Genomic DNA, 11,962 nt, shown 5'->3' with positions numbered 1-11,962 from the left:
TCAGGACGAGTTCATTCTCCATCGCCAACTCGGACGCCTGACCCGACCGATTCCATCCGCCGTTCGCAACACACCCTGCACGTTGGACCGTCACGCGAGGCGCCGAGCGCCTCGTGCGGCGGGGTGCACCCTATCGTTGGAGGTTTCATGCACAACGCCGTTCGCGTGAAAGCGCTCGCCGTGCTCGTCACGGCCAGTCTCGGTGGCCTCGCCGCCACCACCGCATGGTCGACTCCGTCCTTCAAGCTTGCCGCGGACGCGGCCGGTGTCGAGGCCGAGTCGACCTATCTCATCGAGTTCGTCGAACCGGGTGCACTGCACTACGACGGCGGTACCGGTCAGCTGCGCGGCACGGCGCCGAAGGCCGCCTCGGGCGAGCGCTTCAACGCCAAGAGCGCGGACGTTGCCGCCTACCGCCAGTTCGTGCAGCAGCAGCAGCAGGCGCACATCGCGTCGATCGCGAGCACGCTCGGCCGCGAACTCGTCGTCACGCACAGCTACGACATCACGCACAGCGGCATCGCGGCGAAGATGACGGCCGGCGAGGCGAAGAGGATCGCCCAGGTTTCCGGCGTGACCTCGGTCAAGATCGACGAGCTGCGCCATCTCGACACGTACCGCGGTCCCGAGTTCATCGGTGCGCCGACCATCTGGAACGGCGCGACGCCGGGCGGCACCACCAACCGCGGCAAGGGCATCGTCATCGGCGTGCTCGACAGCGGCATCAACTCGACGCATCCGTCGTTCGCCAACGACACGTCGTGCGGTTTCTCCGCGGCAGACCCCAAGCTGCTCAGCGCACGTGACTGCGCGAGCACGTCGGGCAATGTCTGCAACGGTCCGAATGCCGAAGCCGTCGATTCGGGCCACGGCGTGCACACGGCCAGCACGGCCGGCGGCAACTCGGTGACGAATGCCGCGACGCCGTCGCCGAACCTGCCGGCGCCGTACACGCAGATGTCGGGCGTGGCGCCGTGCGCGTCGATCCGCTCGTACAAGGTCTGCCCGGGCACGACCTGCCCGTCGTCGGCCATCACGGGCGGCATCAACAACGCGATCGCCGACGGCGTCGACGTCATCAACTTCTCGATCTCGGGCGGCACGTCGCCGTGGTCGGACGACGACCGCCGCTTCCTCGACATGGTCAATGCGGGCATCTTCGTTGCGGCGTCCGCAGGCAACACGAGCGCGACCGTCACCAACCCGGTCGGCCAGGTCAATCACCGCGGCCCGTGGGTGATGACCGTCGCCGCCTCCACGCAGGACAAGGACCTCGGCCCCGGCCTCAGCGCCACCGGCCCGGGCACGCCGCCTGCGAACACGCAGAACCTGCTGACCTCGCTCGGCAGCCACATCAGTTCGCCGACCACGTTCACGAACCTGCCGATCCGCACGTCAACGAACGTCGAGGGCTGCACGGCGTCGGGTGGTTTTCCGGCCGGTTACTTCACGGGCAGCGTCGCGCTGATCCGCCGCGGCACGTGCAACTTCACCGAGAAGGTCGCCAACGCCGCCGCCGCCGGTGCGCAGCAGGTGTTCATCTACAACAACACCTTCGGCGTCATCAACATGAACACCGACGGCGCGACGATCCCGGCGTACTCGATCACGCAGGACGCCGGCACGGCGCTCGCCGCGTTCATCGCCACGAACGGCGCGACGCCCACGACCGCCAGCCTGTCGGCCGGCATCGTCGGTGACGTGCAGGGCGATGTCCTCGGCGACTTCAGCTTCCGTGGTCCGACCCCGGGCACGCTCGCCGACCTCACCAAGCCGGACATCACCGCGCCGGGCGTGAGCATCTACGCCGCCGGTCGTGCGGCCGACGGCAACTACTACCTCGAGAGCGGCACCTCGATGTCGGGCCCGCACGTGGCCGGCGCGGCTGCCCTCGTGCGCGCGGTGCACCCGACGTGGACGCCGCCGGAAGTGAAGTCGGCACTGCAGATGACCGCCAAGCGCGCAGGCTTCAAGGAGAACGGCACGACGCCGTGGGACATCGACGACGTCGGCAGCGGTCGCGCGGACCTGACCAAGGCCGCCGCGGCGGGCCTCGTGCTCAACGAGACCTACGCGAATTTCGTGGCGGCGAATCCCTCGGGCGGTTCGATCAACGTCAAGCAGCTCAACCTCGCCTCGGTGCGCAACATGGCCTGCAACGGCAACTGCACGTTCACGCGTACGCTGACCAGCAAGCTCGGTGCGTCCTCGACGTGGACGGCGTCGTACGTCGGCAGCACCCCGGGCGTGACGGTGGCGGTGAGCCCGGCGACGTTCACGGTCGCGGCCGGCGGCACCCAGGCGATCACGATCACGGCGTCCGTGACCGCGACGCAGGCCAACCCGGCATTCGGCTACATCGTGCTGACCCCGCAGGACGCCGCGCAGTCGCCGGCCCTGCACCTGACCTCCGTGATCAAGGGCCAGGGCGTCGTCGACCAGATCTTCAAGGACGGCTTCGACGCCGCGGGTGGTGGCGGCACGACGGCCTGTCTCAGCGTCAACGGCAAGACCTCGCAGGACGAGTTCAATTCGGGCAGCCCGGGCAACAGCGTCCTCACGCTCAACATCGGTGCAGGCAATGCGATGACCGGTGCATCGGCCGACGTGTCGATCGAGGCGCTCTCGCCGAGCTGGCTCTCCGAGACCGCGGTGACGTTCTCGTCGAGCGCAGCGGGTGATGAAGCGATCTTCCTGACGATGTCGGATACCGAGGCATCGGGCACCGAGACCAACCTCAGCACCGACGGCGTGCTGCTGTTCGCCGACTACGGACTCGGCAACATCGTCGCGGGCAGCGACGGCATCCTGCGGCTGGAGTGGACCGAGAGCTTCGCCGACGACGTGTCGCCGAATGCGCGCTGGAGCAATGCGGCGTCGCCGGTGACCTGCGCAGGCGTGCACATCACCTGCACCAACCAGGCGGCGTGCGACGCCGCGGTGACGGCCGCCGCGACCCCCTGATCGTCCTCCGTTCCGCCGTTCCATCGAAAAGGCCCCCTCACGGGGGCCTTTTCATATCTTTACATATGCGGTGGGGTTATCGACCTCACGAAGTCCGTACGGCTTCGTATGTGCGTGCGCACACGGTTTCCCTTGAAAACACCGAGCGTTGCGGACGACTCTTGAAACTCCGGTACGGCCTTGCCGAGCCATCCACCGGTGTCCGTTCAGACCGGGATGTCATCACGTCGCCACGAGGCTGCGCGGCTATGCTGCAGGGCAACATGAATGCCTGCTGACTTTGCCTTATAAGAAATGAGGATGCCCGGGGCGGCATCCTGTCCTCATTCAAGAAGGTGGTCATTCATGAGAGTGTCTCTTACCGCGCGGTCACTGGCCGTCGCGACCATGCTCGCGCTGGGTACGGTCACGCCTTCGGCGTTGATCGCTCAGCCCGAGTCGGTCGCCGCGAGCGCCGTCAGCAACTATTTCGTCTACTTCACTGAACCGGGTGCAGCCAAGTACGAAGGAGGCGTCGCCGGCCTCAACCGTACGGCGTCCGATCGCGCAGGCGAGAAGTTCAAGGCCGACCGCAGCGAAGTCGCGAGCTATCGCAGCCACCTCAAGCAGCTCCAGGACGAGCGCATCGCGCAGTTCGAAGGGGTGCTCGGTCGCGCGCTCGTCGTCGACTACCGTTACGACATCCTCGACAACGCCATCACCGTGCGCATGACCGCCGAAGAGGCCGCGCAGCTTGCCGCGCAGCCGAACGTGCGTAACGTCGCCATCGTCGGCAACTACGAGCTCGCGACCGACCGCGGCCCGCAGTTCATCGGCGCCGACCAGATCTGGAACGGCACGGCCACCCCGGGTGGCAACAGCTACCGTGGCCAGGGCCAGGTCATCGGCGTGCTCGACACGGGCGTCAACCTCGGCCATCCGTCGTTCGCGAACGACGCGGCCTGCGGCTTCAGCGCATCGTTCCCGAAGCTCATCGCGGGCAAGGACTGCATCGGCAGCGCCACCTGCACGGGCGCGAACCCCGTTGATACCAACGGCCACGGCTCGCACACCGCGTCGACGGCGGGCGGCAACCAGCACGTCGCCACCGGTGGCGCGCTCGCCGGAACCCAGATCGCCGGCGTCGCCCCGTGCGCGCAGCTGATCACGTACAAGGTCTGTGCGACCGATACCTGTGACGGCGCCGCGATCGCCGCCGGCATCCAGACCGCGATCGTCGACGGCGTCGACGTGCTGAACTTCTCGATCTCGGGTGGCCAGAACCCGTGGACGGACAACGACCGCGGCTTCCTCGACCTCGTCAACAACGGCACGCTCGTCGCCGCGTCGGCGGGCAACACGAACGCGACGATCACGAACCCGATCGGCCAGGTCAACCACCGTGGCCCGTGGGTGCTGACGGTCGCCAACAGCACGCACGACCGCATCAACAACAACAGCATCAGCATCGCCGGTGGCCCGCAGAACCTGTACTCGCTCAAGAGCGATGCGGCGTTCACGAGCAATGTCGTCGGCCAGATCGCCGATGCCGCCACGGCCGGCAACGTCGAAGGTTGCACGGCGACGGGTGGCCTCGCGGCAGGCAGCATGACGGGTCGCATCGCGCTGATCCGCCGTGGCAACTGCACGTTCGAGGAGAAGATCAACAACGCCGTCGCCGCCGGTGCGATCGCGACGATCATCTACAACAACACGCCCGCTCCGCCGATCCCGATGGGTCTCGGCACGGCCACCGCGCGTCCGTCGGTCATGACCAGCCAGGCCAACGGCCAGGCGATCTCGACCTTCATCGCGTCGAACGCGACCGCGCAGGCGACGATCTCGTCGACGACCGTGGTCGGCATCGACCCGACCGTCGGTGACAACCTCAACTCGGGCAGCCTGCGTGGTCCGATCGCGGGTGGCATCGAAGTCACCAAGCCCGACATCACCGGTCCCGGCACGAACATCTTCGCGGCCTACCAGGGCGCGGCGAATTCGTACGAGTTCCTGTCCGGCACGTCGATGTCGAGCCCGCATCTCGCCGGTAGCGCCGCGCTCGTGAAGGGCCTGCGCCCGAACTGGACGGTCACCGAGATCAAGTCGGCGATGCAGCTGACGGCGAAGAAGGAAGGCCTCAAGGACTACACCAACGGCACGCCGAACAGCGGCCAGTGGGATGCCGATGACGTCGGCAACGGCCGCATCGACATGGCCAAGGCGGCGCGTTCGGGCCTCGTGCTCAACGAGACCTACGCGAACTTCCTCGCCGCCAGCGGCAACCAGGCCGCCCAGCGTGCGCTCAACCTGCCGTCGATGCGCAACACGGCGTGCACGCCGAGCTGCACCTGGACGCGCACGGTGCGCAACACGCTGCCGGGCGCCAGCACCTGGAACGTGTCCGCCGCCGCGATCAGCTCCGGCATGAACGTGACCGTGTCGCCGAGCACCTTCAGCTTCACGGGTGCGGGCATCGGCGCCGCCGACACGATCTTCGCCAACGGCTTCGACGCTCCGGTCGCTCCGGAAACGCGTGTCATCACGATCACCGCGACGCCGACGAGCAACATGACGGCGATCGGCTTCGGTGAGGTCAACTTCACGGAAGCGACCAACCGCTCGCCCGCGCTGCGCATGACGGCGGCGATCCGCGGCAACGCCGGTGGCGGCCCCGCCGCGATCACGGTGACCCCGACCGCGCTGTCGGCCACGGGTACGGTCGGCGGCAGCGCCGTCGCGACGAACCTGTCGATCGCCAACACGGGCGGCAGCCCGCTGACGTGGAGCCAGGGTTCGGGTTCGCCGGGCGCGACCGCGTTCTGGGACGTCCCGCAGAACGGCACCAGCGGCATCGTGTCGTCGTACTCGACCTCGCAGGCCGGTGGTGCCTACACGGCCGCCGACTTCGTGATCACGGGCAACACGTCGCTGTCGGAAATCTTCACGCCGGGCTTCGACAACGTCGGCCAGGTCTCGGCGCAGAGCCAGATCACGTGGGCGATCTATCCGGATGCCTCGGGCTCGCCCTCCGGCAACCCGGAGAACGCTCCCGGCACCGCCGTGTGGACGTATTCGGCAGCTCCGACCGCTGCGGGCATCACGACGACGGGCAACAACATCCGCCTCAACCTCGTCGCCGCCGGACAGACCGTCAACCTGACGCCGGGCACGTACTGGCTCACGGTGTTCCCGACCTACGCGGGTTCGATCACCGCCACGGGTGCCGCGCGCTGGAACTGGTTCCAGGCCGCTCCGATCCGCGTGACCGGCTCCAAGCTGATCTCGCCGTCGGCGTCGCTGTTCAACGTTCCGACGTGGACGCTGACGGGCACGGGCGGTCTCGGCACCGTGATCGAGGAAGCCGCGATGACGCTCACCGGCACCGTTGCCGGCGCGACCTGCGGCGCCTCGTGGCTGTCGATGACGCCGACGACCAGCACGGTCGCGGCGGGTGCCAGCACCTCGGTGTCGGTCAGCATGAACCCGACGGGCCTCACGGCCGGCACGCACACCGCCAACCTCTGCATCGACAGCAACGACACGGCGCGCCCGCGCGTCGTCGTGCCGGTCACGTTCACGGTGCAGCCGGGTGGTGGCGGCAGCAACATCGTCGTCGTCAACAACGTCAACTTCTCGATTCCGGCAGACGGAACGGGCGGTGCGATCAACTGGCTGACGGGTGCGACCTGCGCGTGCGACACCTCGCCGTACATGTTCAATGGCTGGGCGACCGGTGGGAACCTCGCGTTCTTCTTCCCGGTGAGCACGCCGGCCAACACGCACGGCGGCGTCGCCGTCGGGTCCGTCTACAGCGTCCTGACGTCGGGTGCGAGCATCGGCCCGTCGTCGACCTTCTCGGCCTCTGCCGCGGCTACCGCCGCAGCCAACTGGCGCCAGGCGGCGAACGTCAACGGCTATTTCGGCTTCCGCTTCCAGAACACCACGACCGGTCAGGTCAACTACGGCTACGCGCGCATGCAGACGACCGGCACGACGGGTTTCCCGGCGACGATCGTCAGCTACGCGTACGACAACTCGGGCGCCGCGATCACGATCCCGTGATCACGGAGCATGCCGGTCGCGCTCGCGCGGCCGGCATGCTCGCCTGAAGCGCAAAGAAAAAGGCGGGGGAAACCCCGCCTTTTTTCATGCCCGCCGGAAGCGCCGCGTCAACACTCGATCACGTTGACCGCGAGGCCTCCGCGCGAGGTTTCCTTGTACTTGTCCTGCATGTCGCGGCCGGTGTCGCGCATGGTCTTGATCACCTTGTCGAGCGACACGCGGTGCTTGCCGTCGCCGCGCATGGCCATGCGCTGGGCGTTGATCGCCTTGACCGAGCCCATCGCGTTGCGTTCGATGCACGGGATCTGCACGAGACCGCCGATCGGGTCGCACGTCAGTCCGAGGTTGTGCTCCATGCCGATCTCGGCGGCGTTCTCGACCTGGTAGATGGTTCCACCGAGCGCGGCGGTGAGGCCGCCTGCGGCCATCGAGCAGGCCACGCCGACCTCGCCCTGGCAGCCGACCTCGGCGCCCGAGATCGAGGCGTTCTCCTTGTAGAGGATGCCGATCGCGCCCGAGGTGAGCAGGAAGTCGACGATGCCGTCCTCGTTCGCGTTCGGCGCGAAGCGGTCGTAGTAGTGCATGACCGCCGGCATGATGCCGGCCGCGCCGTTGGTCGGCGCGGTGACGACGCGACCGCCCGCTGCATTCTCCTCGTTGACCGCGAGCGCGTACAGGTTGACCCAGTCGAGGATCGTCAGCGGATCGCGCAGGGCGATCTCGGGGCGCGAGCACAGCTCCGAGTACATCGTCGGCGCGCGGCGCTGCACCTTGAGCCCGCCCGGCAGCACACCGGGCTGGCGCAGGCCGCGCGAGACGCAGGCCTGCATCGCCTTCCAGATCGTGAGCAAACCTTCGCGGATCTGCGCCTCGCTGCGCCAGACCTTCTCGTTCGCGAGCATGACGCCTGCGATCGAGAGACCCGCGGCCTCGCAGCGCGCGAGCAGTTCGTCGCCCGAGTGGAACGGATGGGGCAGCGGCGTCGTGTCGGGCACGATGCGGTCTTCGGCCGCCTCGTCGTGGTTGACCACGAAGCCGCCGCCGACCGAGTAGTAGTCGCGCGTGGCGAGTTCGTTGCCTTCCGCGTCGTAGGCGGTGAAACGCATGCCGTTGGTGTGGTACGGCAGCTTCTGGCGCTTGTTGAAGACGAGGTCGGCCTTCTCGTCGAACGCGATCTCGTGGCGACCACCGAGCAGCAGGCGCTTCGTCTTGCGGATGCGTGCGAGCTTGGGATCGACGATGTCGGGATCGATGCGGTCGGGCCACTCGCCCTCGAGTCCGCACAGCACGGCCTTGTCGGTGCCGTGGCCGCGGCCGGTCAGCGCGAGCGAGCCGTAGAGGTCGGCGCGCATGCGCACGGTGCGCTCGAGCACGCCGCGCTCGTCGAGCCAGCGCTGCACGAAGCGCGCGGCCGCTCGCATCGGGCCGATCGTGTGCGACGACGACGGGCCGATGCCGATCTTGAAGATGTCGAAGACGCTGATGGACATGCGCGTTCAGGTCCGTGGCAGGTCGCGTATTCTACGCCGCCCCGACGAGCGCCCGCCCGATGAGCCTGCTGCTTTACCAGCGCGACGACTGCTGCCTCTGCGACGAGGCGCTCGGCATCCTCGCGGCGGCGCGCGCACCGGCGTTCGAGAGCGTGTTCATCGACGGCGACGACGCCCTCGAGGCGCGCTACGGCATCCGCATTCCCGTGCTGCACGACGCGGCCTCGGGCCGCGAACTCGACTGGCCGTTCGACGCCGCGCGCGTGCGCGCGTTCCTCGACGCCGCGTGAAGGTTCAGCGCGACGCCTCGGCGCCGCGCAGGCGCGACAGGATCTCCTCGCGCGCCTCGCGCAGGATCGAATCGCGGTCGAGCCCTGCGACGATGTCGCGAACGACGCGCTTGGGGCCTTGCTCGCCCCAGGATTTCCCGGCCGCGAGGTAACGCTCGGCCGCACGGCCGACGATCTCGGTCGCGTACCACGCGAGTGCGCCCTGCGCGGCGGCGGTCAGCACGGTCGAGACGCCGGCGCTGACGCCCTTGAGCGCCGACGCGACGAGATGCACGCCCCAGACCGCACCCATCAGCGCGACGAGCTGCGCGGCGATCGTCGCGAGCAGGCCGCCGGCCTCGACACGCGTCATCGGCAGGCCGTGCACGCGGGCGAGGTGCACGACCAACGCCGCATCGAGCGCGCCTGCGGCGAGCAGGTCCGCGACCGGGATCGGATTGAGCGCGACCGCGATCGCCTTGGCGAGACAGTACTGTCGGATGACCTTGCCCGCGAGTTCGCGGCGCGCCTCGACGATGCGCGAACCGACCGCGTCACTGAGGCGGCCCGCGAACAGGCTCGCATTGAGCGCCGACAGCGTGCGGCCCTCGCGTGCGAGCACATCGATGAGGCGCTCGCGCAGTGCAGCGATGTCGGGCGCCGCGGCACGCTCGACGACGCGTTCGCTGCCGTCTGCATCGACCTGCACCACACGCGTCGGTGCGGGCCGCGCGGCGACCGCGACGACGTCCTCGGGGCGCACGAAGCCTTGCGCATGTTCGCGCAGGCGCTGCAGCAGGCGCATGCGCTCGTCGTCGCCGTAGCGGTCGGCCTTGTTGAGGGCGAGCAGAAGCGGGCGCTCGGTGCGTGCGAGCAGCGCGAGTGCGTCGCGTTCGCGCGTGGTCATGTCGCCGTCGACGACGAACACGACGAGGTCGCTGATGCCGGCCACCTCGAATGCGAGCTTCTCGCGCGCCTCGCCGTCGAGCTCGTCGATGCCGGGCGTGTCGATGAGATGCACGCCGCCGCCGGCCACGTCGCGCCAGCGCTTCGGCACCGCGTCACGCGTCGTGCCGTGCAGCACGCCGACCTCGAACGCATCCTCGCCGAGCAGCGCGTTCGACAGCGCCGACTTGCCGACGCTGACACGCCCGAACACGGCGAGATGCAGTTCGTCGCGTTCGAGCTTGTCGAGCATCGCCTCGAGGCGTTCGAAATCGGCCGCGAGCGAGGCGCGGATCGCGGGCGGGATGGCGGTGTCGCCGACCAGCGCACGCAGGCTGTCGGTGGCCTGCGCATGATGCCGCGAGGTGCCGCCGCGCGGTGCCTGGACGGCGTCGGCAGGAGTGCGGTCGCCACGCAGGCGCCGCCACAGCGAGGTCAGGACGTTCACGCCGCGATGGTAAGCGCGGGCCGGCGGCGCGGGAAGCGCGGCCGGCCCGCGGCGCAGGTCACTTCGCGACGAGCTTGAGGCTGCCCTTGACCTTGACGGCGTCGGCGATCGTCGACGTGTCGGCGTACTCGCCGGTGCCGACATTGAACTCGAGGCGCTTGAGCGTCGTCGTCACGTCGAGCGTTGCACCATTGCCGGCCGGCGTGAACGTGACCGCGAGCGTGACCGGCTTGGTCACGCCCTTGAGCGTGAGCGTGCCGTCGGCGACGACGCCGGCGCCTTCCTTGCGGAACGCGGTGGTCTTGAAGTGCGCCTTGGGTGCCTTCTTGACGTCGAAGAACTCGGCATCGGGCAGCGCGCCGTCACGGTCCGCGTCGCCGGTGACGACACTGGCGAGGTCGACGCTGACGTCGAACGAGGCCGTCGCGAGGTCGGCAGGGTCGTAGCGGATCGTCGCCTCGAACGTCTTGAACGTGCCGTCGAAGCTTTCGCCCTGGAAGCTCGAGGTGAAGCCGAGCGTGCTGCCGGCGCCGACCGTGTAGTCGGCCGCGAACGCGGGCGTGGCGACGAGCAGGCCGAGCAGCGGGGCGAGGATGCGGGGGATCATGGTGTCGTCTCTCCTTCAGGGCGCTTGCGCAGGCGCGCGAACGGCAGCATGCGCAGCAAGGTGTTGTCGCGTTCGAAGACGTGGTGCAGGAGCGCGCCGCCGACGTGCGCGACGAGCAGCGCGGCGAGGATCCAGAAGAACGCGACGTGCAACGTGATGGCGAGGTCACCGAGCGACTCGTTCTTCTCCACCAGCGCGGGCAGGTTGAACTGCTTGAACCACTGCAGCGCGTAGCCGCGTGCGGAGTTGAACAGCCAGCCGCTGAGCGGGATCGCGAGCATGAGCAGGTAGAGCAGGCCGTGCGTGGCGTGTGCGGCGATGCGCTGCCAGCGCGGCATGGCCTCGTCGCGCGGCTTGCGGTCGACGAAGCGCCAGGCCAGGCGCAGCAGCGCGAGCGCGAGCAGGGTCAGGCCGATCGACTTGTGCAGCGCGAACGTGTTGACCTTGGCCATGCCGCGGTCCATGCCGGTCATGTACAGGCCGAGGATGCCGACGCCGATGATGCCGAGCGCCATGACCCAGTGGAACGTCTTGGCGACGCCGCCCCAGCGCTCAGTGCTGCTCTTCAGTGCCATCGGTGGTCTTCTCCTCTGCCTTGGCGTCGCGGATGCCTTCGACCTCGATGCGCAGCGAAACGTTCTCGCCGACCACGTCGGCGAAGCGCGTCATGCCGAAGGTGCTGCGTGCGAGCGTGGTCGTCGCGGTGAAGCCGGCCTTGGTGCGGAACGCGTAGGGATCGCGGCCGATGCGGTTGAACGTGACCGCGAGCTCGACCGGCTGCGTCTTGCCGCGCAGGCTCAGCTCGCCGTGCAGCACCCCGCTGGCGTCGCCGGTCTTCTCGAGGCGTGATGCGGTGAAGCGCGCGGTCGGCCAGCGCGACACGTCGAGGAATTGTCCCGAGCGCACCGCGTCGCTCCATTTCGCGTCGCCCAGGTCGACGCTGGCGAGGTCGATCACGACCTCGGCCTGCGTGTTCGACCAGTCATCGGGATCGAAACGGAACCAGCCCTCGCGTACGCGCACGCGCCCGATGCCGTGCGACAGGCCGAGGTGGTCCGCGAAGAACACGATCTGCGTATGCGTGGTGTCGAGCCGCCACGTCGTCGTGTCGGCGGCGCGCGCCGTGGTGGGCGCGGCGGCGATCAGCAAGGGCAGCATCAGGGCGGCGGTCCGGCGCATGCGGCCAGCTTGGCAAAAA

The 11,962-nt window shown here is 68.7% G+C and carries 8 protein-coding genes; 3 read left to right on the top strand and 5 right to left on the bottom strand.

Annotated features, from left to right (window positions below; translation table 11 throughout):
• Positions 1 to 147: 147 nt before the first annotated feature.
• Together ACQQ2N_RS00550 and ACQQ2N_RS00545 are read left to right on the top strand one after the other, a co-directional pair.
• Positions 148 to 2,964 (top strand): S8 family serine peptidase, encoded by a 2,817-nt coding sequence (locus ACQQ2N_RS00550; RefSeq protein WP_440223716.1) that lies wholly within the window; start codon positions 148 to 150, stop codon positions 2,962 to 2,964.
• A gap of 345 nt (positions 2,965 to 3,309) precedes the next feature.
• Complete coding sequence (locus ACQQ2N_RS00545) at positions 3,310 to 7,005, top strand: S8 family serine peptidase (protein WP_440223715.1); 3,696 nt, start codon at positions 3,310 to 3,312, stop codon at positions 7,003 to 7,005.
• A gap of 107 nt (positions 7,006 to 7,112) precedes the next feature.
• On the opposite strand, the gene ACQQ2N_RS00540 is transcribed toward ACQQ2N_RS00545, so the two are convergent.
• Positions 7,113 to 8,495: an L-serine ammonia-lyase gene (locus tag ACQQ2N_RS00540; protein ID WP_440223714.1), complete on the bottom strand. Its 1,383-nt coding sequence runs from the start codon at positions 8,493 to 8,495 to the stop codon at positions 7,113 to 7,115.
• Positions 8,496 to 8,554: 59 nt separating this feature from the next.
• On the opposite strand from ACQQ2N_RS00540, the gene ACQQ2N_RS00535 reads away from it, so the two are divergent.
• Positions 8,555 to 8,785: a glutaredoxin family protein gene (locus tag ACQQ2N_RS00535; protein WP_440223713.1), complete on the top strand. Its 231-nt coding sequence runs from the start codon at positions 8,555 to 8,557 to the stop codon at positions 8,783 to 8,785.
• A gap of 4 nt (positions 8,786 to 8,789) precedes the next feature.
• Here the strand turns inward: ACQQ2N_RS00535 and ACQQ2N_RS00530 are convergent, their stop codons facing one another.
• The 4 genes from ACQQ2N_RS00530 to ACQQ2N_RS00515 are packed head-to-tail and all read right to left on the bottom strand — an operon-like array spanning position 8,790 to position 11,922.
• The gene (locus ACQQ2N_RS00530; protein WP_440223712.1) at positions 8,790 to 10,157 is read right to left on the bottom strand and encodes a DUF697 domain-containing protein; all 1,368 of its coding nucleotides are present in this window, start codon (positions 10,155 to 10,157) and stop codon (positions 8,790 to 8,792) included.
• Positions 10,158 to 10,215: 58 nt separating this feature from the next.
• Positions 10,216 to 10,764 carry a YceI family protein gene (locus tag ACQQ2N_RS00525; RefSeq protein WP_440223711.1) on the bottom strand — a complete coding sequence of 183 codons (549 nt, stop codon included), beginning with the start codon at positions 10,762 to 10,764 and terminating at the stop codon, positions 10,216 to 10,218.
• Entirely contained in the window at positions 10,761 to 11,339 is a 579-nt protein-coding gene (locus ACQQ2N_RS00520; RefSeq protein ID WP_440223710.1) for a cytochrome b, read from the bottom strand. Before ACQQ2N_RS00520 ends, ACQQ2N_RS00525 begins: the two co-directional genes overlap by 4 nt.
• Entirely contained in the window at positions 11,317 to 11,922 is a 606-nt protein-coding gene (locus tag ACQQ2N_RS00515) for a YceI family protein (RefSeq protein WP_440223709.1), read from the bottom strand. The genes ACQQ2N_RS00520 and ACQQ2N_RS00515 overlap by 23 nt, the downstream gene beginning before the upstream one ends.
• Positions 11,923 to 11,962: the final 40 nt, after the last annotated feature.

Origin of the sequence: Dokdonella aquatica (genome assembly GCF_051987395.1) — a bacterium.
In the GTDB taxonomy this organism is placed as follows: domain Bacteria; phylum Pseudomonadota; class Gammaproteobacteria; order Xanthomonadales; family Rhodanobacteraceae; genus Dokdonella.
Note: the sequence above shows the minus strand (reverse complement) of the source record. Positions and strands in the feature narration are given on the sequence as shown.

Excerpts from the sequence above, each read along its gene's own strand:
- ACQQ2N_RS00550 (WP_440223716.1), top strand. The coding sequence starts at position 148 with ATGCACAACGCCGTTCGCGTGAAAGCGCTCGCCGTGCTCGTCACGGCC.
- ACQQ2N_RS00545 (WP_440223715.1), top strand. The coding sequence starts at position 3,310 with ATGAGAGTGTCTCTTACCGCGCGGTCACTGGCCGTCGCGACCATGCTC.
- ACQQ2N_RS00540 (WP_440223714.1), bottom strand. The coding sequence starts at position 8,495 with ATGTCCATCAGCGTCTTCGACATCTTCAAGATCGGCATCGGCCCGTCG.
- ACQQ2N_RS00535 (WP_440223713.1), top strand. The coding sequence starts at position 8,555 with ATGAGCCTGCTGCTTTACCAGCGCGACGACTGCTGCCTCTGCGACGAG.
- ACQQ2N_RS00525 (WP_440223711.1), bottom strand. The coding sequence starts at position 10,764 with ATGATCCCCCGCATCCTCGCCCCGCTGCTCGGCCTGCTCGTCGCCACG.
- ACQQ2N_RS00520 (WP_440223710.1), bottom strand. The coding sequence starts at position 11,339 with ATGGCACTGAAGAGCAGCACTGAGCGCTGGGGCGGCGTCGCCAAGACG.
- ACQQ2N_RS00515 (WP_440223709.1), bottom strand. The coding sequence starts at position 11,922 with ATGCTGCCCTTGCTGATCGCCGCCGCGCCCACCACGGCGCGCGCCGCC.